20 protein-coding genes, 3 tRNA genes and 1 rRNA gene are annotated in these 26,996 nt (G+C 20.1%); 9 read left to right on the top strand and 15 right to left on the bottom strand.

Features of this window, described 5'->3' with window-relative positions; all coding sequences use genetic code 11:
- Window positions 1–30 precede the first annotated feature (30 nt).
- The 4 genes from LDP12_RS01705 to mnmA all read right to left on the bottom strand — a co-directional run bounded on the left by LDP12_RS01705 (window position 31) and on the right by mnmA (window position 5,474).
- Window positions 31–1,965, bottom strand: a complete 1,935-nt coding sequence (locus LDP12_RS01705; RefSeq protein ID WP_265226652.1) for an exoribonuclease II — start codon at window positions 1,963–1,965, stop codon at window positions 31–33.
- Window positions 1,966–2,124: 159 nt separating this feature from the next.
- A complete protein-coding gene (locus LDP12_RS01700) occupies window positions 2,125–2,895 on the bottom strand; it encodes an enoyl-ACP reductase (RefSeq protein ID WP_265226651.1) in 771 nt (256 codons plus the stop codon).
- A gap of 34 nt (window positions 2,896–2,929) precedes the next feature.
- Complete coding sequence (gene purB / locus LDP12_RS01695) at window positions 2,930–4,312, bottom strand: adenylosuccinate lyase (protein ID WP_265226650.1); 1,383 nt, start codon at window positions 4,310–4,312, stop codon at window positions 2,930–2,932.
- A 40-nt stretch (window positions 4,313–4,352) separates the two neighbouring features.
- Complete coding sequence (mnmA, locus tag LDP12_RS01690) at window positions 4,353–5,474, bottom strand: tRNA 2-thiouridine(34) synthase MnmA (RefSeq protein WP_265226649.1); 1,122 nt, start codon at window positions 5,472–5,474, stop codon at window positions 4,353–4,355.
- Window positions 5,475–5,721: 247 nt separating this feature from the next.
- Here mnmA and lepA point away from each other — a divergent pair, with 247 nt between their 5' ends.
- The 5 genes from lepA to acpS all read left to right on the top strand — a co-directional run bounded on the left by lepA (window position 5,722) and on the right by acpS (window position 10,442).
- On the top strand, window positions 5,722–7,521 hold the full coding sequence (gene lepA / locus LDP12_RS01685) for a translation elongation factor 4 (RefSeq protein WP_265226648.1): 1,800 nt from the start codon (window positions 5,722–5,724) through the stop codon (window positions 7,519–7,521).
- A 14-nt stretch (window positions 7,522–7,535) separates the two neighbouring features.
- On the top strand, window positions 7,536–8,405 hold the full coding sequence (gene lepB / locus LDP12_RS01680; RefSeq protein ID WP_265226647.1) for a signal peptidase I: 870 nt from the start codon (window positions 7,536–7,538) through the stop codon (window positions 8,403–8,405).
- 73 nt (window positions 8,406–8,478) lie between these two features.
- Window positions 8,479–9,159: a ribonuclease III gene (gene rnc, locus LDP12_RS01675; protein WP_265226646.1), complete on the top strand. Its 681-nt coding sequence runs from the start codon at window positions 8,479–8,481 to the stop codon at window positions 9,157–9,159.
- Window positions 9,156–10,013: a GTPase Era gene (era, locus tag LDP12_RS01670; protein WP_265226645.1), complete on the top strand. Its 858-nt coding sequence runs from the start codon at window positions 9,156–9,158 to the stop codon at window positions 10,011–10,013. Before rnc ends, era begins: the two co-directional genes overlap by 4 nt.
- Before the next feature lie 48 nt (window positions 10,014–10,061).
- Window positions 10,062–10,442, top strand: a complete 381-nt coding sequence (gene acpS / locus LDP12_RS01665; protein WP_265226644.1) for a holo-ACP synthase — start codon at window positions 10,062–10,064, stop codon at window positions 10,440–10,442.
- 5 nt (window positions 10,443–10,447) lie between these two features.
- Here the strand turns inward: acpS and tadA are convergent, their stop codons facing one another.
- The 5 genes from tadA to dnaQ all read right to left on the bottom strand — a co-directional run bounded on the left by tadA (window position 10,448) and on the right by dnaQ (window position 13,492).
- Complete coding sequence (tadA, locus tag LDP12_RS01660; protein WP_265226643.1) at window positions 10,448–10,945, bottom strand: tRNA adenosine(34) deaminase TadA; 498 nt, start codon at window positions 10,943–10,945, stop codon at window positions 10,448–10,450.
- The gene (gene smpB, locus LDP12_RS01655; protein ID WP_265226642.1) at window positions 10,939–11,415 is read right to left on the bottom strand and encodes an SsrA-binding protein SmpB; all 477 of its coding nucleotides are present in this window, start codon (window positions 11,413–11,415) and stop codon (window positions 10,939–10,941) included. Before smpB ends, tadA begins: the two co-directional genes overlap by 7 nt.
- A gap of 127 nt (window positions 11,416–11,542) precedes the next feature.
- Window positions 11,543–12,055, bottom strand: coding sequence for a nucleotide exchange factor GrpE (locus LDP12_RS01650; RefSeq protein WP_265226641.1), 513 nt, complete (start codon window positions 12,053–12,055; stop codon window positions 11,543–11,545).
- Window positions 12,056–12,638: 583 nt separating this feature from the next.
- Window positions 12,639–12,712 (bottom strand) — tRNA-Asp (locus LDP12_RS01645).
- A gap of 57 nt (window positions 12,713–12,769) precedes the next feature.
- Entirely contained in the window at window positions 12,770–13,492 is a 723-nt protein-coding gene (dnaQ, locus tag LDP12_RS01640) for a DNA polymerase III subunit epsilon (protein ID WP_265226640.1), read from the bottom strand.
- A gap of 45 nt (window positions 13,493–13,537) precedes the next feature.
- Here dnaQ and rnhA point away from each other — a divergent pair, with 45 nt between their 5' ends.
- Both rnhA and LDP12_RS01630 read left to right on the top strand, forming a co-directional pair.
- Window positions 13,538–14,008 (top strand): ribonuclease HI, encoded by a 471-nt coding sequence (gene rnhA, locus LDP12_RS01635; protein WP_265226639.1) that lies wholly within the window; start codon window positions 13,538–13,540, stop codon window positions 14,006–14,008.
- A gap of 15 nt (window positions 14,009–14,023) precedes the next feature.
- Window positions 14,024–14,782 carry an MBL fold metallo-hydrolase gene (locus tag LDP12_RS01630; RefSeq protein ID WP_265226638.1) on the top strand — a complete coding sequence of 253 codons (759 nt, stop codon included), beginning with the start codon at window positions 14,024–14,026 and terminating at the stop codon, window positions 14,780–14,782.
- Here LDP12_RS01630 and LDP12_RS01625 read toward each other — a convergent pair.
- From LDP12_RS01625 to LDP12_RS01615, 3 genes are all read right to left on the bottom strand, one after another.
- A tRNA-Ala gene (locus LDP12_RS01625) sits at window positions 14,783–14,855 on the bottom strand.
- A 55-nt stretch (window positions 14,856–14,910) separates the two neighbouring features.
- Window positions 14,911–14,985: transfer RNA gene (locus LDP12_RS01620), tRNA-Ile, on the bottom strand.
- 57 nt (window positions 14,986–15,042) lie between these two features.
- A 16S ribosomal RNA gene (locus LDP12_RS01615) occupies window positions 15,043–16,599 on the bottom strand.
- Between the two features lie 245 nt (window positions 16,600–16,844).
- On the opposite strand from LDP12_RS01615, the gene argS reads away from it, so the two are divergent.
- Both argS and LDP12_RS01605 read left to right on the top strand, forming a co-directional pair.
- On the top strand, window positions 16,845–18,590 hold the full coding sequence (gene argS / locus LDP12_RS01610; protein WP_265226637.1) for an arginine--tRNA ligase: 1,746 nt from the start codon (window positions 16,845–16,847) through the stop codon (window positions 18,588–18,590).
- 233 nt (window positions 18,591–18,823) lie between these two features.
- On the top strand, window positions 18,824–20,020 hold the full coding sequence (locus tag LDP12_RS01605; protein WP_265226636.1) for an aminoacyl--tRNA ligase-related protein: 1,197 nt from the start codon (window positions 18,824–18,826) through the stop codon (window positions 20,018–20,020).
- 38 nt (window positions 20,021–20,058) lie between these two features.
- Here the strand turns inward: LDP12_RS01605 and dnaE are convergent, their stop codons facing one another.
- The 3 genes from dnaE to bamA form a co-directional block, all read right to left on the bottom strand.
- Window positions 20,059–23,550 carry a DNA polymerase III subunit alpha gene (dnaE, locus tag LDP12_RS01600; protein WP_265226635.1) on the bottom strand — a complete coding sequence of 1,164 codons (3,492 nt, stop codon included), beginning with the start codon at window positions 23,548–23,550 and terminating at the stop codon, window positions 20,059–20,061.
- 65 nt (window positions 23,551–23,615) lie between these two features.
- Window positions 23,616–24,053 (bottom strand): 3-hydroxyacyl-ACP dehydratase FabZ, encoded by a 438-nt coding sequence (gene fabZ, locus LDP12_RS01595; protein WP_265226634.1) that lies wholly within the window; start codon window positions 24,051–24,053, stop codon window positions 23,616–23,618.
- A 122-nt stretch (window positions 24,054–24,175) separates the two neighbouring features.
- Window positions 24,176–26,710 carry an outer membrane protein assembly factor BamA gene (gene bamA / locus LDP12_RS01590; RefSeq protein ID WP_265226633.1) on the bottom strand — a complete coding sequence of 845 codons (2,535 nt, stop codon included), beginning with the start codon at window positions 26,708–26,710 and terminating at the stop codon, window positions 24,176–24,178.
- Window positions 26,711–26,996 lie beyond the last annotated feature (286 nt).

Raw genomic sequence — 26,996 nt, 5'->3', positions numbered from 1 at the left:
ATTAAAACTTATATAATTAACGTTATTAAATTAATTTTGAATTACTTTTGCTATAATACTTTTTGTATCTTTTTTAATATCTATTATTTTAACTTGAATAATATCTGATATTTGATGTAATATTTTCTTTTTCACATAAATTAATCCATCTTCTAAATTTAACTCTAATTCTGAACGAATATTATGAATAAATGAATTAGGAATAAAAACATTAGCTCCTGTGTCTAATAATTTTGCACGAATACCTCCTCTTAAAACATCTATTATTTCAGATTGAAATATTTTATTTTTAAAATTATTTTTACTAAAATATTGAATATACAATAATTCTACTATTTCTTTTTCTGATAATCTATGCTTTCTTTTTTGATCAGAAATCTTTTTTATAGTATTTTGATTTATTATTTCAGGTTGACAACCTAAAATAATTGATTTTAAAAATCTATGATTAATTATATCTCCATATTTTCTAATTGGTGAAGTCCATGTAGCATATCTTTTCAATCCTAAAGCATAATGAGGATTAGGAATTAAACTAAATTCACTAAAAGATTGAAATTTTCTAATTCTGTTATTTAAATATTTATATTTATTTTTTTTTAAAATTTTATATAAACTACGAAATCCCTTTAAAGTCAAGATTTCTTTTGAAGTAATAAAAATATTATTTTTTTTAAGTAATAATGAAATTTGTTTAGCATCAGATATATCAAAACCAGAATGATTATTGTATAATCCAAAACCAATTTTTTTAGATAAAAAATTTGCTGCAGTAATATTAGCAGATATCATACATTCTTCTACTATTTTATGAGCAATTCTTCTTTTTTCATTAGAAATTTTTAAAACTTCACCATTAGAAGATAAATGAAATTTATATTCTAATCTTTCTGGAAAAATTAGAGCATATTTCTTTCTCCATTCAATTCTAGAAATACATAATTTTTTTAAAAGTTTTAATTGTTTTTGAATATTTTTCGTAGATGGAATCCAACTATTTTTTTTTTCTAACCAATCTGAAACATTTTGATATGATAACTTTTCTTTAGATTTAATCCATGCTAAAAAAAATTCACTATTTTTTTGTATTTTTCCTGTTTTAGAAATAATCATTTTACATGCTAATACTGGACGTTTTTGATTTGGTTTTAATGAACATAAATCTTCAGACAATATTCTTGGTAACATGGGAATATTAAATCCAGGTAAATAATTAGTAAAAGCTCTTTTTGCTGCAATAATATCTAATTTACTTTTAGAATGAATAAAAGATGTAGTATCAGATATAGCTACTATTAATTTAAAATTATTACCAAGTTTTTTTATAAATAATGCATCATCAATATCTTTAGTACTGCTATTATCTATAGTTATAAAAGATAAATTTGTTAAATCTAATCTTTTTTCAGAATCAAAAAACGAAATATTTTTTACATCAACTTTAGGTTCTTTCTTTTTTAAATTATATTTAGATAAAGTTATCCACCATGATATAAATGGATCTTCTTTTTTTGCAATAAATTTAATTAAATTAGCATGAAAAGAATCATGATTTAATTTATGCTTAGTTAATTTAGCTATAAACCAATCTCCTGATTTAAATTCAGAATTTTGATCTATTAAAAATGTACATGGAATATATTCTTTTAAAAAAATATAATTTGGTACAATAAAAAATTGTTGATTAATTTTTTGAAGTCTACCAATGAAAACTTGTAAAAAAGATTTTATAAGTTTTTCTGGAATAACTATTTCTCTATTTTTAGAAAATCCTATTTTAGCAATTATTTTATCTCCATGCATCACTTTTTTTATTTTTTTTGGAGGTATAAAATAACTATTTTTTGAATCTGTTTCTAAAAATCCAAAACCTTTCTCAGATTTTTTTACTATTCCTTCAATTCTAAGTGTTTTTTTTTTAAATTTTTTTTTTAACTGTATTAATATACTGTTATCATAAAACATTATAATTTAACCTAAAATATTACATTAAAATACTTAAAAAATTTTTATAAAAAATTATTTATATAAATTTTAATATTTTAAATATAAAATACATTAAATTAATATACTATGATTTTAATAAAAGACCAAACTAAATTAATAAACATAAATTAAAAAAAATTAAAACAGTCCAACTATATTAAATCCTCCATCTACATATATAATTTGACCTGTAATTCCAGAAGATAAATTACTAATTAAAAAAGCCGCTGTATTCCCTATTTCTGTAATAGATACATTTCTTTTGATTGGAGAAAAATTTTTATTTATAGAATAAATTTTTTTAAAATTTTTAATACCATATGAAGAAATTGTTTTTATTGGACCTGAAGAAATTGCATTAACTCTAATTCTTGGACCTAAAGAACATGCTAAATATCTAACATTTGATTCTAAAGAAGCTTTAGCTAATCCCATAAAATTATAATATGGTATAAATTTTTTAGAACCAAGATAAGATATAGTTAATAAAGAAGAATTCTTATTTAGCATAAATTGACAATATTTAGCAATTGCTGAAAAACTATATGAAGTGATATGATGAGATTTATTAAAATCTTTTAAATTAATTGAATCAATATATTTTTTTTTAAGACTATATTTATTTAAATATGCTATAGAATGTATAAATCCATCAAAATTTAACCATATTTTTTTTAATTTTGCAAAAAGATTTTTAATATTAGAATCTTTTTTCATATTACATTTTAAAACAATGTTTGAATTAAATTTTTTAGCTATATCTTTAATTTTATTTTTATACTTTTTATTTTTATATGTAAACGCTAAATTAGCTCCTTGCTTATAAATAATTTTAGAAATACCATATGCTATAGAATATTTATTATGTAAACCAATAACTAAAATTTTTTTATTTAATAAAAATTTCATATATAAAACCTTTAAAAAAAAATACTATAAAAAATTAATATTTATAAAGAGAAATTTTTTTTGCAAGAATAGCAGAATTTCCTATATAATTAAAAGGAGTTAAATTGTATAACTTTTGTTTTTCAGAATTAGGAATATTTAAATTATCAATAAATTTTTTTATAATTTTAGCATTTACTTCTCTTCCTCTAAATAAATCTTTAATTTTTTTATATGAATTTTTTATACCCATTTTACGCATCACAATTTGTAATGGTTCTAATAATATTGAATAATTTTTTTTTAAATCCTTTTTAATATATTTTTTATTAATTTTTATTCTTTTCATTCCTAATAAAATAAAACGATAACTAATTATAGAATATGCTATAATACTTCCTAAATTTCTTAAAACAGTAGAATCACTTAAATCTCTTTGCCATCTAGAAATAGGTAACTTAAATGAAATATGTTGTATTAAAGCGTTAGAAATTCCTAAATTTCCTTCAGAATTTTCAAAATATATAGGATTAATTTTATGAGGCATAGTAGAAGACCCTGTTTCATGAAATTTAATTTTTTGTTTAAAATAATTTAAAGAAATATAACCCCACATATCTCTATTAAAATCAATTAAAATAGTATTAAATCTAAAAATACAAGAAAAAAATTCAGATAAGTAATCATGTGGTTCTATTTGAGTAGTATAAGGATTCCAAGAAATATCAAAAGAATTTACAAATTTTTTACTAATTTTTTCCCAATTTAAATGTGGATATGCGATTAATAAAGCATTGTAATTTCCTACAGCACCATTAAATTTTCCTAAAATTTTAATTTTTTTTAATTGATTAAATTGTCTTTTTAATCTATAAGAAAAATTAGAAATTTCTTTTCCCATAGTAGATGGAGTAGCAGATTGTCCATGAGTTCTAGATAAAATTACAGATTTTCTATATTTTACTGACATAAAATCCATATAAAAAATTATTTTTTTCCAATATTTTAAAATATATTTTTCTCTAGAATCTTTTAACATTAAAGCATAAGCAATATTATTAATATCTTCAGACGTACATCCAAAATGAATAAATTCAATAATATTATCTGTATTTTTAATTAAAGAAAGTTTTTTAGTTAAAAAATCAATAATAGATTTTAAATCATGATTTGTATGTTTTTCAATTTTTTTTATTTCATAAGCATCTTTAAGACTAAACTGATTTTGAATTGTATTTAAATACTCATTAATTTTTTTATTAAATAATTTTAATTCTTTAATTTCTGGTATTTTAGATAAATACTTCAACCAAGAAATTTCAACTATTAATCTATATTTAATAAATCCATATTCACTAAATATATTTCTTAAAATTTTAGTGAAATTTTTATACCTACCATCTAAAGGTGAAATATTTTTTAAATTAATATATTTCAAAATTTTTTTCCTTTTTTAATAACAAAAATTTTATTGATATTTAAAATTTTCTATTTAAAAAAATTTTACTTAATGGAATTCTTTTTTGAATTATTCCTCCACCTAAACAAATATTCTTTAAATAAAAAACTGCAGATTGTCCAGGAGTTACAGAAGAAATTGGACTTAAAAAAGATACTTTTAAATATTTTTGACTTTGCATGATTATACAATCATTTTCAATTTCAGAATATCGAGTTTTAACTTTACAAGTTAAAGGAAAATTAATATTTATTGTATTAATCCAATGTATTTTTTTAAGAATCAATCCTGTAGATAACAAATATTTATTTTGAAAACCTTGAGCTACAATTAAAAAATTATTGATAACATCTTTTTCTACAACATACCATGGAGCACTATTATATTTTTTTAATCCTCCTATATTTAATCCTTTTCTTTGGCCTAAAGTATAATGAAATAATCCGTTATGTTTTCCTATAATTTCTTTTTTAACAGTTAAAATTAATCCAGGTTTAGAAGGTAAATATTTATTTAAAAATTTATTATAAAATTGAGGTTGAATAAAACAAATACCTACAGAATCTTTTTTATTGTAAACTTTTAAATTTATTTTTTTTGCGATTTTCCTTACTTTTTTTTTTTTTAAATTGCCTAATGGAAATAATATTTTTTTCAAGTGTGTTTGTTTTAATGTATATAAAAAATAACTTTGATCTTTAGTTTTATCTTTTCCTTTTAATAAAAAATAACTTTTATCTTTAAAAAAATTTATAGCATAATGCCCAGTAGATATATAATCAGCATTTAAATTTTCTATTGCAAATTTAAAAAAAAATTTAAATTTAATGTGTTTATTACATAATATATCTGGATTTGGAGTTCTCCCTTTTTTATGCTCTAATAAAAAATTTTTAAAAACATATTCCCAATATTCTAGAGAAAAATTTACTTTATGTAAAAAAATTTTTAAAGATTTACATACACTTTCAACATCTTGAAGATCTTTTTTTGAACTACAGTAATTAAAATCATCTTCTTCTTCCCAATTTTTCATAAATAATCCTTCTACATGATATTTTTTTTTTAATAACCATGCAGAAACAGAAGAATCTACTCCTCCAGACATCGCTATAATAACTTTTTTTTTTTTATGTTTCATATATAAACCTTAAAAAAATTTTCTGTAAATAAAAAATCACTGTATTTTTATTCTCATAATTAACTATGATATAGTATTTTTATTAAAAAAAATTAAGAAAAATAAAATTTTATTATATAATTAATTTTTAAACAATTAAATAAAAAATGTAAATATCATAATATAATGAAAAAAATTATAATGATTTTAATTTTTAAAATTATTACATAATAATAAATTTATAATAATTTATGGTATACAAAAATTAATGAAAAGAATAAGAAATTTTTCTATTATTGCACATATAGATCACGGTAAATCTACTCTAGCTGATAGATTAATTCAAATTTGTGGAAATTTAAAAAAAAGAGAAATATCTGCACGTATGTTAGATACTATGGATCTAGAAAAAGAAAGAGGAATTACAATTAAAGCACAAACAGTAACTACTACGTATATAAATCAAAATAATAAAAAATATTATTTAAATTTTATAGATACTCCAGGACATGTAAATTTTTCTTATGAAGTAAAACGTTCTTTATCAGCATGTGAAGGTGCATTATTAGTAATTGATGCAACCCAAGGAATAGAAGCTCAAACATTAGAAAATTGTTATACAGCATTAAATATGAATATTAAAATAATTCCTGTAATTAATAAAATTGATTTACCTCATGCAGATCCTAATCGTATCTTAAAAGATATAGAAGATATTATTGGAATTTCTTCTAAAAATGCTATATCTTGTTCAGCAAAAACTGGTTTAGGTGTAAAATCATTATTAGAAAAAATTATTAAAAAAATTCCTTTTCCTATAGGAAATAAAAAAAAACCATTACAAGCAATTATAATTGATTCATGGTTTGATAATTATTTAGGTGTAGTATCTTTAATTAGAATTAAAAATGGATTTTTAGAACAAGGATCTATAATTCAAGTAATGAGTTCAAAAAAAAACTATAAAGTTGAAAAACTTGGAATATTTACACCTAAACAAATTTCTTTAAAAAAATTAAAATGTGGAGAAGTAGGATGGGTAATTTGCGGTATTAAAAATATATCAGCTGCACCAGTTGGAGATACCTTAACTTCTTTTCATAATCCTTGTAAATACCCTTTATCTAGTTTTAAAAAAGTTCAACCACAAATATATGCTGGACTGTATACTATTGATTCAAATCAATATGAAAATTTTAGAGATGCTTTAGGAAAACTTAGTTTAAATGATGCATCACTATTTTATGAACCAGAAAATTCTTCAGCTTTAGGTTTTGGTTTTAAATGCGGATTTCTTGGAATTTTACATATGGAAATTATTCAAGAAAGATTAGAACGAGAATACAATTTAAATTTAATTTCGACTCCTCCAACAGTAATTTATGAAATTAAACTTTCAAAAAATAATAAAATTTTAAAAATAAATTCTCCAGTTAATTTTCCTAAAAAAGGAACATATAAAGAAATACGAGAACCTATTGCAGAATGTATTATTTTGTTGCCTTCAAAATATATTGGAAATATAATTTCTTTATGTGTAAAAAAAAGAGGAATTCAAAAAAAAATGGTTTATCATACACATCAAATATCTTTAACTTATGATATTCCAATGTCTGAAATAGTTTTAAATTTTTTTGATCAAATTAAATCTGTTTCTAGTGGATATGCATCTTTAGAATATAAATTTAAAAAATTTAAAAAATCTAATTTAATATGTTTAAATATATTAATTAATAATGAAAAAATCGATGCATTATCTACAATTGTACATGAAAAAACATGCTTTAGAAAAGGAAAAGAAATTATTGAAAAAATGAAAAATATTATACCAAGACAACAATTTGATATTTCAATACAAGCTTCAGCAAAAAATAAAATTATAGCACGTACCACTATAAAACAATTAAGAAAAAATGTTTTATCTAAATGCTATGGAGGAGATATTTCAAGAAAAAAAAAATTATTAAAAAAACAAAAATTAGGTAAAAAAAAAATGAAAAGAATTGGAAATATTAATTTACCAAAAGAAGCTTTTTTCTCTATTTTAAATTTAAATAAAGACTCTTAGTAAGGAAAAAATTAATGTATAATATAATTTCTACATGTTTTATATTTTTTATGACTTTTACAGGTTTTATATGGACATTAAAAATAATAAAAAATTTATATTACAAATATAATCTTACAGAAAAAAAATATAATGATTATAAAAATGAACAAGAAAGTTCTATAAGTGATATTTTTCCAATTTTATTATTTACATTTATTTTTAGAACTTTTATATTTGAACCATTTCAAATTCCTTCAACTTCAATGTTACCTTCTTTATTCGTGGGAGATTATATTTTAGTAAAAAAATTTGCTTATAACATAATAAATCCATTTAATCAAAAAATATTATTTAGAATTCAAGAACCTCTGAGAGGTGATATTATAATTTTTAAATATCCTCATAATACAAATTTAAATTTTGTAAAAAGAGTTATTGGAATCCCAGGAGATACAGTAAAATATAATCCTTTGACTAAAAAAATTTCTATTTATAATAAATATAATAAATATTCATATCTAATGAATCTTGTAACATATGATAAATTTATAAATAATAATTTTCCAGAAAAAAATATTTTAGATTTAAAAAATAATTTAATTATAGAAGAAACAAATAATAAAAATAATTACAATATTCTTATATCTAAAAATTGTAAAGATCAAAAAAAATTCTATTATAAACAAAAATTAATAAAATTAGGAACTTGGGTGATTCCAAAAGGATTTTATTTTGTTATGGGAGATAATAGAGATAATAGTTCTGATAGTAGATATTGGGGATTAGTTCCTGAAGAAAATGTTCTTGGAAAAGTGAGTATGGTATGGTTTAGTTTAGAACAAAAGGAAAATATGTGGCCAACTGGAATAAGATTTTATAGAATTGGAAAAATAATTAAATAAAAACTTTTCTAATTTTAAAAAATAATTTACATTTTTAATTATTACATTTTAATTTAAAAAATATCGGTATATCATGGATTACTCTGAAACAAAAAAAGTACAAAAAATAATAGGATATGTATATACTAAAAAAGAACTTTTAACTCAAGCATTAACACATAGAAGTTCTGGAATTAATCATAATGAAAGATTAGAATTTTTAGGTGATTCTATTCTTAGTTTTGTAATTGCTACAGCATTATATAAATTTTTTCCTGATGTAAATGAAGGAGATATGAGTCGCATGCGTGCAACTTTAGTTAGAGGGCATACTTTAGCAAAAATTGCACATGAATTTGAATTAGGAGAATATTTAAAACTAGGACAAGGAGAATTAAAAAGTGGAGGTTTTAGAAGAGAATCAATATTAGCAAATACTGTAGAAGCGATCATTGGAAGTGTTTTTTTAGATAGTAATATTAAAACTATAGAAAAATTAATATTAAAATGGTATAAAAAAAGATTAGAAAAAATTAGTCCAGGAGATGCTCAAAAAGATTCAAAAACTAGACTACAAGAATATTTACAATCTAAACATTTACCATTACCTACTTATACTGTAGTACAAGTATATGGAGAAGCACATAATCAATTATTTACAGTTAAATGTAAAATCTTAAATATTTCTGAAAATTTAATTGGAATTGGATCTAGCAGAAGAAAAGCAGAACAAAATTCTGCTCAATATGCTTTAATAAAATTAGGAATAGAGTGAAAAAAATAAAAAATCAATATTGTGGAAAAATAGCAATTATAGGTAATCAAAATTCTGGAAAATCTAGTTTAATGAATAAATTAATTGGAAAAAAAATTTCTATTACTTCTAGAAAAAAAAACACTACTCAAAGAAATATTTTAGGAATTAAAACAATTAAAAATTATCAATTTATATATATTGATACACCAGGATTTAAAAAACAAAAAAATTTAAATTTTACTAAAGATTTAAAATTAAATCATTACTCTTTAAAAAATTTAAAATTAATAATTTTAGTGATTGACACAATTATTTGGAATAAAAATTATAATATTTTATTAAATTTAATTAATAAAAAAAATATTCCAAATTTAATTGTTATAAATAAGATAGATAAAATAAAAAAAAAAAACAAAATATTACCATTTATTGAATACATTCATAAAAAATTTTCTCAAACAAAAATAATACCTGTATCATCAAAAACAGGAGATAATATAAAAATTTTAGAAAAAATCATCAAAAAAAAAATACCTATTCAAAAACATTTGTTTCATAAAAATATAAATAATAATTATTCTTTAAAATTTCAAATATATGAAATAATTAGAGAAACAATAATGAGATATTTTGGAGATGAATTACCATATTCATCTAAAATAAAAATTAAATCAATTCAAAAAAATATTCGAAAAGAAATGATTATTAATTCTGAAATTTTTGTATTAAATGTTAGACAAAAAAAAATTTTTATTGGAAAAAATGGCACAAAAATAAAATTATTTAGTATGATATCTAAAGTAAAATTAGAAAAAATTTTAAATACTAAAATTCATCTTTTTATATGGATTAAAATATTAAAAAATAACTAATTATATAAAAATTAATAATAATTAAAATATAAAATATTTAAAAATAAAATGAAAATTATAGGAATTGGAATTGATATATTAAGAATTAATAGAATAAAAAAAATATTTAATTTATATAAAGAAAATTTTTTAAAAAAAATTTTATCAAAAAAAGAATTTTTTTTTTATAATCAAAGCATCAGAAAAATAAAGTTTTTAACAAGAAGTTTTGTTATTAAAGAAGCTACATGTAAAGCTTTAGGTACAGGAATACAAAATAAAATATCATTTAAAAATATTGAAATTTATTATAATCAAAAAAAACAATTAAGAATAAATTATCTAAAACATGCATTATATAAAAAAAATAAACTAGGTATTAATAAATCACATATTAGTTTCACAGATGAAAAAAAATATGCTCAAGCAATTGTTATTTTAGAATCATAATATTATTATCTTTGATTAATAAAAAATTGTTTTATTAAATTAGAACATTGATCTTTTAAAATATTTTTTATGATTTTAATTTTAAATCCATTAGAATTATAAATAAAATTGGTATCATAAAGAATATTTTTAAAATGATTTTCTCTAACAGCTCCTATGATTAATGTTTTAATTCTACTATGCAAAATAGCTCCTAAACACATGATACAAGGTTCTAATGTAACATATAAAGTAGTATTTAGTAATCTATAATTCTTTAAATAATTTCCTCCATTTCTTAACGCAATAATTTCTGCATGAGCTGTAGGATCATTTTTTTTAATAGAATTATTCCATCCTATACCTATCACTTTATTTGAATTAACTAATACAGCTCCCACAGGAACTTCTCCTTTATTATAAGAAATTTTAGCTAAAAATAAAGCTACATTCATCCAATAAGTATTTATATTATAATTTTTTATATTCACTGTAAATTTATAATTTTTTTTTAAAACTAACATTGAAAACGTTTAAAAGTCTTTGATAATTCTCTTTTTAAAATTTTATTTTTTTTAGATTGTCTTTTATCATAAAGACTTTTTCCTATAACTAAACCAATTTCTAATTTACAAAAAGATTTTTTCCAAAAAAGAGAAATAGGAACAATAGTGTATTTATATTTATTTATTTGTTGGGATATAAAATTTATTTCTTTTTTTAACAGCAATAATTTTATATTTCTATGATTTTTTACAGAATTATTTTTAAAAAAATTCGATGTCTGTAAAGGTTGTATATCACAATTTAATAAAAATATTTCATTTGAACGTAATACTACGTAACTATTATTAATATTAATTTTTCCTTGACGTATAGATTTTACTTCCCATCCATGTAATACAATACCAGCAATAAATTTTTTTTTAATAAAAAAATTAAATTTAACTTTTTTATTAAATAATATATTGGATTTATTTTTTTTTTTAATCATTTGAAAAAAGAATTTTTTATGTTATAAAATATTAAAATTATAATTAAAAAATAATCTTTAAATATGTATTTATTATAAAATTTAAATAAAAAAATTTAATATTTAAAAACAATTTATTCATTCATATTTAATTTTTAGAAACAGAAACCATAGCTGCTCTTAATAAACGATCATGTAGCATATAACCTTTTTGAAGTACTTCTACTACATAATTTTCTTTTATTTTTTTAGAATTTACTAAAAACATTGCTTGATGAACAGAAGGATCAAATAAGACATTGTTTTGTTTAATAATTTTAACATTATTTTTTAACAATATATCTATAAAAAAATTATTATTTTTTAATAATTTTTTATATATTTCACGATATTCTACAAAATTTTGAATAGATTTACATGCTATTTCCAAACTATCTAATATAGGTAATATAGAAATAATAATTTTTTCTAAAGAATATTTATATGCTGATTCTAATTTTTTATATATTCTTATATTAAAATTTTTTAGTAAAAATTTATTTTTATTTTTAATATCTAATAATTTCTTTTTTAATTTTTTTTTTTTTAGTTTTAATTTAATAATAGAAATTTTATTTTTTTTTACGTTTTCTAAATTTTTATTTTTTTTTTTTAAATTCATACAATTTCCTTATTATAAATATTAACAATAAAAGATATAAAATATTTTATAAATCGTATAAAATAATTTCAATATTTAAAATTTTTTATAATCTTATTTTTATAAAAATAAATTAAATATGAAATTTTTTAATAAAAATTTTTTAAATAAAAAATTAATTAAAAAATATATTTTTATAACTTTAAATTATATAAAAAATAATTTTATATAAAAATTTTAATATATTTTATAAGTTCATTTTTTAGGAATAACTACTACAAAAAATTTTTTAATGTTACAATATCTTATTAAATTTATGTTTATATGTTATATTTAGTTAAAAATTAATATATAAAAATAATTAAACATTTAATGTAATTTAAGAAAAAACAACTATAATTTAACAAAAAATTTTTTTATTTTTAAAATATTTTTAATAATAAAATATTTATTTATAAAATTTATTTAAAAAAATAAAATATCAATATAAATATTTTTAAAAAAAATTTATTATTTAATGTTATCAAAATATTTTTAAATTTTAGTATTCATAACAAAAATTTTAATCAAATATATAATATTTATCGTATTTTAAAATATTTTTCGGTGCGGACGGGACTTGAACCCGTGACCTCCGGCGTGACAGGCCGATATTCTAACCAACTGAACTACCGCACCAATTAAAAATAAAATAATTTAATTAATTATACTATAATTTTATAAAAAAACAATATTTTATTTATTTAAATTTTTCATCCATAAACAATTTCCATTTTTCTTCATATTTTTTAAATATTTTAAATGCATATAATTTTCTTCTTGAGTGGCATATAATATAATATTTTTTTGATGTGATATAGAACTAATATTATCATTAGAAATTAAATCATTAGAATTATTAATAGAAAAAAAAGATTTTTGATGAGAAGTCATTAATAAATATACTTTAGCTAATAATTTTGCATCTAAAATAGCACTATGTAATTTTCTATGATAATTTATTTTATAACGTTTACATAAAGCTTCTAAACTATTTTTTTTTCCAGGAAAAATTTTCCTAGATAACTTTAAAGTATCTAAGACAGTACAATAATTTAATATTTCTGGTATATTCTTATTTAATAATTTTAATTCATAATTTAAAAAACTTAAATCAAATTTAGAATTATGAATAATTAGTTGAGAATTTTTTATATACTGGATAAAATTTTTATAAATATCAGAAAAAGTTGGTTTATCTAATAAAAATTTATCTGATATTCCGTGAATTTTATAAGCTTCTTTATCTATTAATCTATTCGGATTAAGATACACATGAAAAAAATTTTTGGTAATACGACGATTAATAATTTCAATTGCTCCAATTTCAATAATACGATGATTTAAGTATACTTTTCCATTAGAATTTATTCCAGTAGTTTCAGTATCTAAAACAATTTGACGATTATATATATTCATAAAAATAATTTTATATTAAAATAAAAAAAAGAGTAAAATTTAAAAATGAAAAAAATTATTAAAATTTTTACTGATGGTTCATGTTTAGGTAATCCAGGTCCAGGAGGTTTTTGTACTATTATAAAATATAAAAATATTATTAAAAAATTTAGTAAAGGTTTTATATTAACTACTAATAATAGAATGGAATTAATAAGTGTAATTATTGGATTAGAAAAAGTAAAAATTTCTTCTTATATTCACATTCATACAGATAGCAAATATGTAAAAAATGGTATTACAAAATGGATTAATAATTGGAAAAAAAATAATTGGATTACACAAAATAAAAAAAAAGTTAAAAATATTGATTTATGGAAAAGATTAAACAAAATGGTAGAAAAACATATCAAAGTAAAATGGTCTTGGATTAAAAGTCATTCAGGACAAAAAGAAAATGAAGAATGTGATATAGAAGCTAAAAAATCCGCAAAATACCCAAATAAAAAAGATTATGGATATTTACTTACTAAATAATATGGTATAAAGAAAATGATTCAAATTAAAGGTATTAAAATTTTAGAAAATAATATAGTATGGATATTATATAAAAAAAATGAATGTATTATCATTGATCCAGGATTAGCAGATCCAATAATATATAAATTAAAAAAATATAATTTAAAGCCTATTTTTATTTTTATTACACATTTACATGATGATCATATAAATGGTTTATTTAAAATTATTCAATTTTATTCAAAAATTTTAATTATTACACCTAAAAAAATTAAAAAAATAAATAAAAAAAATCAAATAATTATATCTCATATTAAAAAAATTATAATATTTAATAAAATATTTACAATTTTTTCAACACCTGGACATACTAATAATGATATATCTTATTTTATTTATCCATATCTTTTTTGTGGAGATATTTTATTTTCTGGAGGATGTGGAAATACTTTAAATGGAGGAAATACAGTAAATTTATATTATTCTTTAAAAAAAATTATAAATCTTCCAAATAAAACATTTTTTTTTAATTCACATGAATATACATTATCTAATTTAAATTTTGCACATAAATTTTTAAAAAAAGATATTTTAATTCAAGATTATTTATTTTTTTTTAATAAAAATTATAAATTTCAAAAAAATTATAATAACTTAAATTTTGAAAAAAAAATAAATATTTTTTTAAGAATTAAAGAAAAAAAAATCAAAGAAGCTATTAATTATTGGTATAAATCAGAAAATGAAATAGAATATTTTTGCAATTTAAGAAAAATAAAAGATGAATTTTAATGGAGCTAAGCGGGATCGAACCGCTGACCTCCTGCGTGCAAAGCAGGCGCTCTCCCTGCTGAGCTATAGCCCCTTTTATACAGATATTAAAAATATTAAATTTTTTTACTGAAGATAAAGGTGTTTAATAGGCCTGAGTGGACTTGAACCACCGACCTCACCCTTATCAGGGGTGTGCTCTAACCAAACTGAGCTACAAGCCTTTAATAATTAATATCAGAAAATTTGTGTGGGCACTTTAAAATTTTTAAAGTGACTTTTAAGGAGGTGATCCAACCGCAGGTTCCCCTACGGTTACCTTGTTACGACTTCACCCCAGTCATGAATCACAAAGTGGTAAGAGCTCTCCTTTACAGGTTAAGATGCTTACTTCTTTTGCAACCCACTCCCATGGTGTGACGGGCGGTGTGTACAAGGCCCGGGAACGTATTCACCGTGGCATTCTGATCCACGATTACTAGCGATTCCGACTTCATGGAGTCGAGTTGCAGACTCCAATCCGAACTACGATGAACTTTATGAGGTTTGCTTGTCTTCGCAGATTTGCTTCTCTTTGTATTCACCATTGTAGCACGTGTGTAGCCCTGGTCGTAAGGGCCATGATGACTTGACGTCGTCCCCACCTTCCTCCGGTTTATAACCGGCGGTCTCCTCTGAGTTCCCGGCCGAACCGATGGCAACAGAGGATAAGGGTTGCGCTCGTTGCGGGACTTAACCCAACATTTCACAACACGAGCTGACGACAGCCATGCAGCACCTGTCTCATAGTTCCCGTGAAGGCACTTTTCTATCTCTAAAAAATTCTATGGATGTCAAGACCAGGTAAGGTTTTTCGCGTTGCATCGAATTAAACCACATGCTCCACCGCTTGTGCGGGCCCCCGTCAATTCATTTGAGTTTTAGCCTTGCGGCCGTACTCCCCAGGCGGTCGACTTAACGCGTTAGCTTCGGAAGTCATTCCTCTAAGGAAACAACCTCCAAGTCGACATCGTTTACAGCATGGACTACCAGGGTATCTAATCCTGTTTGCTCCCCACGCTTTCGCACCTCAGCGTCAGTATTCATCCAGGAGGTCGCTTTCGCCACAGGTATTCCTCCAGATATCTACGCATTTCACCGCTACACCTAGAATTCTACCTCCCTCTATGATACTCTAGTTTTTTAGTTTCAAATGCAATTCCTAAGTTAAGCTCAGGGATTTCACATCTGACTTAAAAAACCGCCTACGTGCTCTTTACGCCCAGTAATTCCGATTAACGCTAGCACCCTCCGTCTTACCGCGGCTGCTGGCACGGAGTTAGCCGGTGCTTCTTTTTTAGGTAACGTCACAAAATATAAGTATTATTTATATTTCTTTCCTCCCTAACGAAAGTACTTTACAACCCTAAGGCCTTCTTCATACACGCGGCATAGCTGCATCAGGCTTTCGCCCATTGTGCAATATTCCCCACTGCTGCCTCCCGTAGGAGTCTGGACCGTGTCTCAGTTCCAGTGTGGCTGATCGTCCTCTCAGACCAGCTAGAGATTGTTGCCATGGTAAGCCTTTACCTTACCATCAAGCTAATCTCGTCTGGGTTCATCTAAAAACGTAAGGCTTTAAAAAAAGTCCCCTACTTTGGTTTTTCAACATTATGCGGTATTAGCTACCGTTTCCAGTAGTTATCCCCCTTTTTTAGGCAGATCCCCAGATATTACTCACCCGTTTGCCGCTCGCCGACAAGAAAAAAATAAATTTTTTTCTTTCGATGCCGCACGACTTGCATGTGTTAGGCTTGCCGCCAGCGTTCAATCTGAGCCATGATCGAACTCTTCATTTTTTAAAAATTTGAATTAAATAAATTCAATAACTGTGTAATAAATAATTTTTGCACTTAAATTTTTATGTGCCCACACAGATTTTCTGATATCTTGTTAAAGAACGTTAATAACTAAAGTTTTTTAATAATATAATATATTTATATTTTTGTCAAATATATTTTTGAATTATTAAAAATTTTTATAAAAATATATAATATATATAAATTTTTAAAAAAATAATAATATTAAAAAAAAAGGATAAAAAATGAAAATATCATCAATATTAAAAAAAAAAATTAAAAAAAGTCTTATAAAAAGCAAGATTAAAATAAACCAAAAAATAATAATTCAAAAAAATAAGAATGATAAAAATGGGCATTATCAATTAAATAATTTATATAGTATCTCTAATATAAACAAAATTGATCCAAAAATTGTATCTCAAAAAATTATCAAAAATATAAATTCTAAATATATGATTAAAAAAATAAATTTTTCTAAACCATGCTTTGTAAATATTTTTCTTAGTTCTTTATGGATAGAAACAACTATAAAAAAATTTTTTTTTAATAAAATTAAAAAAAATTTTAAATATTGTACAAAAAAAAGAAAAAATGTAGTAATTGATTATTCTTCTCCAAATATGGCTAAATCAATGCATGTAGGACATTTAAGATCAACAATTATAGGAGATTCTACTGCACGTATTATGGAATTTTATGGACATAATGTTATACGTTGTAATCATATTGGAGATTGGGGTACACAATTTGGAATGATAATTGCTTATTTAAAAATTATTAAAAAAGAAAAATTATCTAATATTAAAAAATTATCTATTGAAAGAATAGAAAAAATATATTGTCAAGCTAAAAAAATTTCTTTAAAAAATAAAAAATTTTTAAAAAAAACTGAAAAATATACTGCTAAATTACAACAAAATGATAAATATTGTTATAAAATATGGAAAAAAATTATTAAATTAAATATCAAAGAAAATAAAAAAATTTATAAACTCTTAAATATTACTTTAAAAAATAAACATATTATTGGAGAAAGTTTTTATAAAAAAATGTTACCAAATATTATGAAAGATTTAATAAAAAAAAAAATTGCTGTTGAAAAAGATCAAAAAATTATTGTTCTTTTAAAAAATATAAAAAATAGACAAGGAAAATCTATGGGAGTTATTTTAAAAAAAAATGGATCTTTTTTATATTCAGCAATTGATATTGCATGTATGAAATATAGATATCAAATACTAAAAGCTAATATAATATTATATTATGTTGATTCACGTCAAAAACAACATTTAAAACAAGTATATAAAATTTCAAAAATTGCTGGATATATATCCAAAAAAGTCAAAATTAAACATAATATATTTGGAATAATGCTTAATAAACAAAATAAACCTTTTCAAACACGTTCTGGAAACACAATTAAATTATCTAATTTAATTCAAGAATCTATAATTCGAGCAAAAAAAATCATATTAAAAAAAAATAATCAAATTAAAAAAAAAAAATTGCTTCAATTATCTAAAACAATCGGTATAGGAGCATTAAAATATTTTGATTTATCTAAAAATAGAATTACTAATTATGTATTTAATTGGAAGAATATTCTGTCTTTTGAAGGTAATACATCACTTTACATACAGTATACTTATACTAGAATTATGTCTATTTTAAAAAAAGATCATAAAAATTTAATTAAATTAAATAATTCTTTTAAAATTTATAATAATTCTGAAACATTATTATGTATAAAAATATTACAATTTAAAGAAATTTTATCTCAATCAGTTAAAAAAGGAGAACCTCATTTAATATGTAATTATATTTATGAACTTTCATCTCAATATTCTTCTTTTTATGAAAAATATAATATACTTAATACAAAAAATAAAAAAAAATGCATAACTAGATTAAAAATTTCCTATATAATTTCTAAAATTTTAAAAATAGGATTAAAAATTTTAGGTATTAAAGTTACAAAATCTATGTAATTTTAATTAAATAAAAAAATTAATAAAAAATACATTATTTTTATTTAAAATTTATAAATTTTATTAAATTTAAATTTTCAAAATTTTAAATTTTAATATTAAATAAACTCTTAAAAAATAAATAATGTATTATAAATATTAAAAAAATATATTAAAATTTTTTTTAAAATAATTAAATTTATCGAATTACTTAAATTTTTTAATATATATTAAAAAGTTTTACTAAGGAATATATGAGAAAAACAAAATACTTTCTTTCAACAAAAAAAGAAAAACCAAGTAATACACATAGCATAAGTCATCAATTAATGATCAGATCTGGAATGATTTCTCAAAGTTCTTCTGGAATATATACATGGCTTCCTAATGGAATCAAAGTATTAAAAAAAGTTATAAAAATTATACATCATGAAATGAAAATCAATAATGCAATAGAAATTAACATGCCTATTTTACAATCATCAAAATTATGGATAAAAAGTAATAGAATGAAAACATATGGAAAAGAATTATTTCAAATAATTGATAGAAATAAAAATAATTTAATATTATCACCTACACATGAAGAAATTATTACTCAATTAGTCAAAAAAAAAATAAATTCTTATAAATCATTTCCTATGATTTTATATCAAATTAATACAAAATTTAGAGATGAAATTAGACCAAAATCAGGAATATTACGTTCTAGAGAATTTATTATGAAAGATGCTTATTCCTTTCATACAAATAAAAAATGTTTAAATCAAACTTATAAAAAAATATATCAATCATATATAAAAATATTTAAAAAAATGAATTTAAAAGTTAAAATTTCAAAAGCTCAAAATGGAGTTATTGGAGGAAATATTTCTCATGAATTTTACATTAATACAATCAATTTTAAAAAAAATATTAACAAAATAAAAGAAAAAAAAAATAAAATAGAAATAGGTCATATATTTCAATTAAATCAAGTGTATTCTAAAATATTTAATGCATATATTTATACTAATCAAAAAAAAAAAAAAAACTTAGAAATGGGATGTTACGGTATTGGTGTAAGTAGATTAATTGGAGCTATTATTGAAAAAAATCATGATCAAAATGGAATTGTTTGGCCAATTTCTATTGCTCCATTTCAAGTTTCTATTATACCAATTAATTTTTTTAAAAATATTTTGGTAAAAAAGATTACAGAAGAGATATATTTTAAATTAAAAAAATATATGAAAGTGTTTCTATATGATACAAATGAACAACCTGGAATTATGTTTTCTGAATCCGATTTAATTGGTTTTCCATATAAAATTATAATTAGTGATAATACAATAAAAAAAAAATGTATAGAATTACAAAATAGAAAAACATATTCTAAAAAAAACATAAAAATAAAAAATATTTTAACAATCTTATTAAAAAAAATAAAATCAAAAAAAAAATATTTTTAAATAATTTATTAAAAATATTTTATTTTAATAAAATATTTTTAATAATAAAATTTTTTAATTTTAATTAAATTAGGAAAAGATTTTAAAAAGTAAAATAAATTATCTTTAGGGTATACATAAATTTTCTTTAAAAGAATATTTTTTTTTATTAAATTTTTTTGAGATGTAATTAAAATATATAAAGCAGTTTGACCACCAATAAAATTACATAAATAATTATTAATTTTTTTAATAAATGTTTTAGAAAAATTAAAATTTTGTATAAAAACTTTTATTTTTAATAATTTTTCTTTTCTAATGTCATATACAGTATATATATTTCTTGCAATAATATAAGAAGATTTTCTAAAATTATTTTTTTTTATATAACCTTGTATAATTAAGATATTATCTTTTTTTAAACAAGACAAAGATTTTGATAATAAATCTTCAAAAACTACTATATCAACTTTAGCTGTATTATCATCTAAATGTAATATCATCATTTTTTTTTTACTTTTTGTGAATAAATTTTTTAAATTTAATATTATTCCAGATATAAAAACATTTTGTTTATCTTTTAAAATAGAAATAGATTTTAATGAAATTACTTTTTTATATTTATTAATTTCTTTTAAATAATAATCATATGGATGACGAGAAAAATAAAAACCTAAAACAGATTTTTCATAATCTAATTCAACTTTATTAGACCAATTTTTTTCGATAAAAAAATTATTTTTATATTCAAAATCTTTATATAGAATATCTTTATTTAAAAAATCTAACTGTTTAGATAATAAAATATTATTATATTGAATAGAAGATTCAATTATATAAGAAATAGATTTATATAAAAATAATCTATTTGTATTAAAACAATCACAAGATCCAGAAAATATAAGTTTTTCTAAAATTTTTTTAGTAATAATTTTAGAACCAACTCTTATACATAAATCATATATATTTTTATATATACCATTTTTTTCTCTTTCAAAAACTATTTTACTAATAGCATTCTCTCCAATTCCTTTAATAGCTCCTAATCCAAAAATAATATTTTTATTTTTGTTAACAAAAAAATTTTTTTTACTTAAATTGATATTTAAACCTAAAACTCTTATATTCATTTTTTTTGCTTCATCTATTAAAATCATAATTTTATTAGAATAACGCATATCCATTGTCATAGCAGATGCAAGAAATTCAGATGAATAATTAGATTTTAACCAAAGTGTTTGATAAGAAATTAAAGCATATGCAACAGAATGTGATTTATTGAATCCATATCCAGCAAATTTCTCTAATAAATCAAAAATTTTATTTGCAAGATTTTTTTTAATACCATTTTTTTTTGCACCTAAAATAAATTTTATACGATGATCAGACATATATTTAGAACTTTTTTTACTAATATCTCTTCTTAATAAATCTGCTTCACCTAAAGTATAATTAGAAAGTTTTTGAACAATTTTCATTACTTGTTCTTGATATAAAATAATTCCATAAGTAGATTTTAAAATTGGTTTTAATAATTTATGCTGCCAAGTTTTATCAGGATAATAAATTTTCTCTCTTCCATGTTTTCTATTAATGAAATTATCTACCATTCCAGATTGTAATGGACCTGGTCTAAATAACGCTACGAGAGCTACAATTTCATTAAATGAATCAGGTTTTAATCGAAAAATTAAATCTTTTATTCCATTAGATTCTAATTGAAAAATAGCAGTAGTTTGAACATTCTTTAATAGTTGAAAACTTTTTTTATCATTTAAAGGAATTTTATTAAGCACAATTTTATCTTTATTTTCTTTTATATTGTTTTGATTAATCATATTAATAGTAGATTGAATAATTGTTAAAGTTTTTAAACCTAAAAAATCAAATTTAACTAAACCAATATCTTCAATATCATCTTTATCAAATTGTGTTACTGAATTTTTTTTTTCTAAATTATCATAATATAAAGGTGAAAAATCAGTAATTTTAGTTGGAGAAATTACTATTCCACCAGCATGTTTTCCTACATTTCGTATCACTCCTTCTAATTTTTTAGAAGTATTAATTAAATCTCTAACATCATAATCATATTTATATAAAGAACTTAAATCACTTGAAGATAAAATTGCTTTTTTTAAAGTTATTCCTGGATCTAAAGGAATTAATTTAGAAAGTCGATTTAAAAATCCATAAGGATATCCTAAAGAACGACCTACATCACGTATAACAGCTTTAGCAGTCATAGTACCAAATGTAATAATTTGAGATACTGAATCTTTTCCATAAACCTGAGAAACATGATCTATAACTAAATCACGATTATTCATACAAAAATCTATATCAAAATCAGGCATAGATATTCTTTCTGGATTTAAAAATCTTTCAAATAATAAATCAAATTTAATCGGATCAATATCTGTAATATTTAAAGCATACGCTACTAAAGAACCAGCTCCAGATCCTCTTCCAGGACCTACTGGTATATTATTTTTTTTAGCCCATTTAATAAACTCCATAACTACTAAAAAATATCCTGGAAAATTCATTTTATTAATAACTTGTAATTCATGTTTTAATCTATTTTTATATATTTTTTTAATTGAAAATTTTTCTAAATTATGAGAATATATTTTTTTTAATTTTTTTTTCAATCCTACAAAAGATTTTTTAATTAAAAAATCTTTTGTACTAACGCATCCAGTATAAAATTTCGGTAAAAAATATTTTTTAAATTCTATAATAACGTTACATCTTTTAGAAATTTCTACAGAATTAATTAAAGAAGAAGAAAGATCTGAAAATAATTTTTTCATTTCAATTTCAGATTTAAAAAATTGATGTTTAGTATATTTAAAAAATAATTTTTTTGCTTGATTTATAGATATTCCATAATGAATAGATACTCGAATAATATGAGAGAGAAAATCTTTTTTTTTTAAAAATCTCACATTATTTGTTGCTACAATAGGAATTTTTTTTAAAATAGATAATTCCAAAATTTTTTTTATATATTTAGTTTCTTCAATACGCCCTATTCTAGAAATTTCTAAATAATAATGATCTTTAAAATATTTTTGATAAAAATCTAATGATTGATTTAAAAAATATTTTTTATTATTTAAAAGAAATGAACCAATTTCTCCATCTATTCCACTAGATAATATAATTAATCCCTCTCTATATTTTATTAACCATTTCTTTTTAATATAAATATCTTTTAAAGTAGAATAATTTCTTCTATATGCTTTTGAAATTAATAATTTTAAATTTTCATAACCAAAATTGTTACATGCTAAAATAGTTATTTCCTTTATACTAAAATCATCAGATAAAATATTAAAATCTACTCCAATAATTGGTTTAACTCCATTTGCATGTGAATATTTATAAAATTTTATTACTCCATATAAATTTGTAAAATCAGTAATTCCTACAGCTGGCATATTAAATAATATAGCACGATCAACTATTTTTTCTGGTTTAGATAAACCATCTATAATAGAATAATCACTATGTACACGTAAATGAATAAAAGAAGGATTGAACATAAATTTAAAATTGATCCTATAAAAATGTATAAATTAATATAATAAATTTAAATTATACTTAAAAATTATTTTTTTATATAAAGGGTAAAAATTGCTTCACACACTAAAAAATTTTTTACAAAAGCATATCCTTGAAATTTAATAAAATTATTCAAACTATTAAGAAAAAATATTTTAATACAAAGTGTTTCATTTGGAAAAACAATTTTTTTAAATTTAGCTTCTTTAATACATGTTAAATAATATATTTTTTTTTTAAAATAAAAATTTATATTACTGATTCCAACTAAAATTCCAGCAGATTGCATCATAGACTCTAATATATATACTCCTGGAAAAATAGGATTGTCAGGAAAATGTCCAGAAAAAAATTTATTAGAATTTAATTTAACTTTTGAAATTAAATATTTTTTTTTTTTAAAATCTATTACTTGATCAACAAATAAAAAAGGATATCTATGAGGAATAAAATTTAAAAAAGTGTTTTTTTTTAAAAAAGACATATTATAAACCAAAAAATTTGAATAATTTATATAAAATTAAAAATTCATCTTATAATAACTAAATAGTAAAAAATAAGATGAATATTAAATTTTATATTTAAATAAATAATTAAAGTTTAAAATTAAGAACCAAAACGAATTTGAAAACGTTCTAAATCTTCAAAATTATGTTTTCCTATAGGAAAAGCATAAGATACAGATATTAAACCAAAAGGAGATTTCCATCTTAAAGAACACCCATATGAAGAATAAATACTTTTAGGATTAAAATAAATAAAATTTTTATTAAAATCTTTTTTTACAAAAAAATTATTTTTATATATGTTTCCAAAATCTAAAAATAAAGATATTCTGAAATCTCGAGAATATTTATTTTCAATTATTGGAATAGAAGAAATTAATTCTATACTATTGATAGATATTACATTTCCTCCTACGGTATGATTAAAAAAATCATTTTTTTTATATATCAATTCTTTAGAACTTTGATTAAGATCAAAATCATCAATTTCATTATTAAAAATAGTATCTTTTTTTAAAATTTTGGGACCAATTTTATCTGAAATATATCCTCTAATAGAATTGTTATTATTATTATAAAGATTAGTAAAATTACTAAATAATAAATTATCTACTGAAGATATTTCACAACCAAAATAAGAATGAATAAACAATGTTAATAAATTATTTTTTTTTATAATAGGAAAATATTGTTTACTATTATACATAAATTGTATAGAACTTTTTTCCACTATAGGAAAAAAATATTTAATAGAAAATTCTAATTCATTACCAAAATTTGGAAAAAATGAATCATTTAATTGATTGAAATAAATAGAATTATTTATATAAAAATTTTTTTTTATATGAAAAATTTGATTTGTATTAATTATATTAAATGTATTTTGATTTAAATCAATATTAGTATTAATAATTTTATCGTTAAATATACTTCTTACTTCATTATGTTTATAACCAATAGATGTATTTATAATAAATTTTGAAAAAATTGAAATACCCAAAGATTGCTCTATACCATAATTTAAAATTTTATTTTTAAAACTTAATTTATAATTTTTAACTAAATCCATAAAAGTATTGCATATTTTTTCTAATTTTTTATTTGAAAAGTTAACATTATTATATAAATTATTTATTGAACTAGATTCATCAATATTAGCAAAAATTTTTTCCACTAAAAAAAATTTATTAATAGTGAAATATGGATCTTGATAACATATCTCCATATTACTTTTATTAAAAGATTTATCTAAATCAATCGAAAACGACTTACCCATTCCAAAAAAATGATTCTTTTTAAACTGAAAATTATAATTTAACTGATTTAAAGTATTATATCCAAAACCAAAATTAAAGGTATTCGATTTTTTTTCATGTACCAAATATATTAAATCCAAACAAGATGACTTTTGAAACAATGCAGGTTTAAATTCAAAAGAAATTTGATCAAAAAAATTTGTATCTTGTAATGCTTTTAAATCTCTTTTAATTAAATCTATATTTAAAATACTATTTTTTTTTTGATACACTATATTAATTAAATCTTGTTCTGTAATAAAATCATTTCCTTTAATTCTAATAGTATTTAATTTACATGCATCTTTTTTATCAATGTTAATATTAAAAATTACTGTTTTCTTAAATTTATTTATTGTAGGAATAATAGAAATATTAGAATAAAGATAACCATTTCTTAATAAAATATCTTGAATTTTATTTTTTAAAAGAAAAAAATCATCAATATTATATAATTTATTTAATTTTATACATGATAAAACATTAGAATTTTTAATAATATAAGGTTTAATTTCATGAATTAAAATAGAAGAAACAACATAACGACTACCTTCATGAAGTTTTAATATAATATTAACATTATTCTTGTTATTAAAATATTTTAATTCTGTATTTACTATATGAAAATTTAAATAACCTTGACTATTATAAAAATGATATAATTTCTCTAATCCTGTCTGAAAATTTTCATAACTAAAATGATCTGAACTTTTTTTTTTAAAAAAAAATGATTGTTCATAAAAATTAAATAAATTTAATAACTTATCTGTATCAAAATTTTTATTATCTAAAAAAGTTAATTTATTAATATAAGTCAGCCCTTGATCTAATATAGATATCTTTAATTCTTTAGTATTTTTTTCTTTATCTAAAAGCTCTAAATTTACTAATACATGATTTCTTAAAATTTGAGAACAATAATTTAATATTTCTTTTTTTAAAATTAATAAATTTTTTTTATTAAAAAATTGTTCTTTAAAAATATGAGATTTATTTAATAAATTTCTAATAATATTCTCATCAATTTTATAATTTCCTTGAATAGAAATTTTTGATAGAATAGGAAATTCTTTAACTTTAAAAATAATTTTATTATTTAATTGAAAAAATTTTACACTTTGAAATTTTTGACTTGATAACAATTTTTTAACACTATTTTCTATTTCATTATTCGATATCAATTCATTTGTATGAAAAGTAATATAACTTAAAGCTAATTTTTGAGATATTCTTTCTAACCCTTCAAAAGAAATTTCTGTAAACGATATTTTATTACTTGCATATCCTATATTTATACTAAAAATTAATAAAAATAATAAAAAAAATTTTTTTATTTTCATATTATTATAAATTTTCTTAAAAGAAAACCTCTCGATGAATAAATTTATTTATAATAAATTAAATTAATTGTAATTAAATAATTTATTATTGAAATAAAAGTTTTTATAAATATAAATATTATTTATAAATAAATTTATTATATGTATTTATTTTTCTATATAAAATTTGTTTTATTTAAATAAGTTTATATATTTTATATATTTAAATTTTATTTTAGATAAATAAAAAATAATTAATATATTTAAATAGTTATAAAAAAAAATATTTAAATTATGTAAAAATTAT

Source organism: Buchnera aphidicola (Chaitophorus viminalis) (assembly GCF_026122795.1).
Lineage (GTDB): Bacteria > Pseudomonadota > Gammaproteobacteria > Enterobacterales > Enterobacteriaceae > Buchnera_J > Buchnera_J aphidicola_BK.
This window is presented reverse-complemented; position numbering and strand designations above follow the sequence as displayed.

Excerpts from the sequence above, each read along its gene's own strand:
- LDP12_RS01705 (WP_265226652.1), bottom strand. The coding sequence starts at position 1,965 with ATGTTTTATGATAACAGTATATTAATACAGTTAAAAAAAAAATTTAAA.
- LDP12_RS01700 (WP_265226651.1), bottom strand. The coding sequence starts at position 2,895 with ATGAAATTTTTATTAAATAAAAAAATTTTAGTTATTGGTTTACATAAT.
- mnmA (WP_265226649.1), bottom strand. The coding sequence starts at position 5,474 with ATGAAACATAAAAAAAAAAAAGTTATTATAGCGATGTCTGGAGGAGTA.
- lepA (WP_265226648.1), top strand. The coding sequence starts at position 5,722 with ATGAAAAGAATAAGAAATTTTTCTATTATTGCACATATAGATCACGGT.
- lepB (WP_265226647.1), top strand. The coding sequence starts at position 7,536 with ATGTATAATATAATTTCTACATGTTTTATATTTTTTATGACTTTTACA.
- rnc (WP_265226646.1), top strand. The coding sequence starts at position 8,479 with ATGGATTACTCTGAAACAAAAAAAGTACAAAAAATAATAGGATATGTA.
- acpS (WP_265226644.1), top strand. The coding sequence starts at position 10,062 with ATGAAAATTATAGGAATTGGAATTGATATATTAAGAATTAATAGAATA.
- tadA (WP_265226643.1), bottom strand. The coding sequence starts at position 10,945 with ATGTTAGTTTTAAAAAAAAATTATAAATTTACAGTGAATATAAAAAAT.
- smpB (WP_265226642.1), bottom strand. The coding sequence starts at position 11,415 with ATGATTAAAAAAAAAAATAAATCCAATATATTATTTAATAAAAAAGTT.
- LDP12_RS01650 (WP_265226641.1), bottom strand. The coding sequence starts at position 12,055 with ATGAATTTAAAAAAAAAAAATAAAAATTTAGAAAACGTAAAAAAAAAT.
- dnaQ (WP_265226640.1), bottom strand. The coding sequence starts at position 13,492 with ATGAATATATATAATCGTCAAATTGTTTTAGATACTGAAACTACTGGA.
- rnhA (WP_265226639.1), top strand. The coding sequence starts at position 13,538 with ATGAAAAAAATTATTAAAATTTTTACTGATGGTTCATGTTTAGGTAAT.
- LDP12_RS01630 (WP_265226638.1), top strand. The coding sequence starts at position 14,024 with ATGATTCAAATTAAAGGTATTAAAATTTTAGAAAATAATATAGTATGG.
- argS (WP_265226637.1), top strand. The coding sequence starts at position 16,845 with ATGAAAATATCATCAATATTAAAAAAAAAAATTAAAAAAAGTCTTATA.
- LDP12_RS01605 (WP_265226636.1), top strand. The coding sequence starts at position 18,824 with ATGAGAAAAACAAAATACTTTCTTTCAACAAAAAAAGAAAAACCAAGT.
- dnaE (WP_265226635.1), bottom strand. The coding sequence starts at position 23,550 with ATGTTCAATCCTTCTTTTATTCATTTACGTGTACATAGTGATTATTCT.
- fabZ (WP_265226634.1), bottom strand. The coding sequence starts at position 24,053 with ATGTCTTTTTTAAAAAAAAACACTTTTTTAAATTTTATTCCTCATAGA.
- bamA (WP_265226633.1), bottom strand. The coding sequence starts at position 26,710 with ATGAAAATAAAAAAATTTTTTTTATTATTTTTATTAATTTTTAGTATA.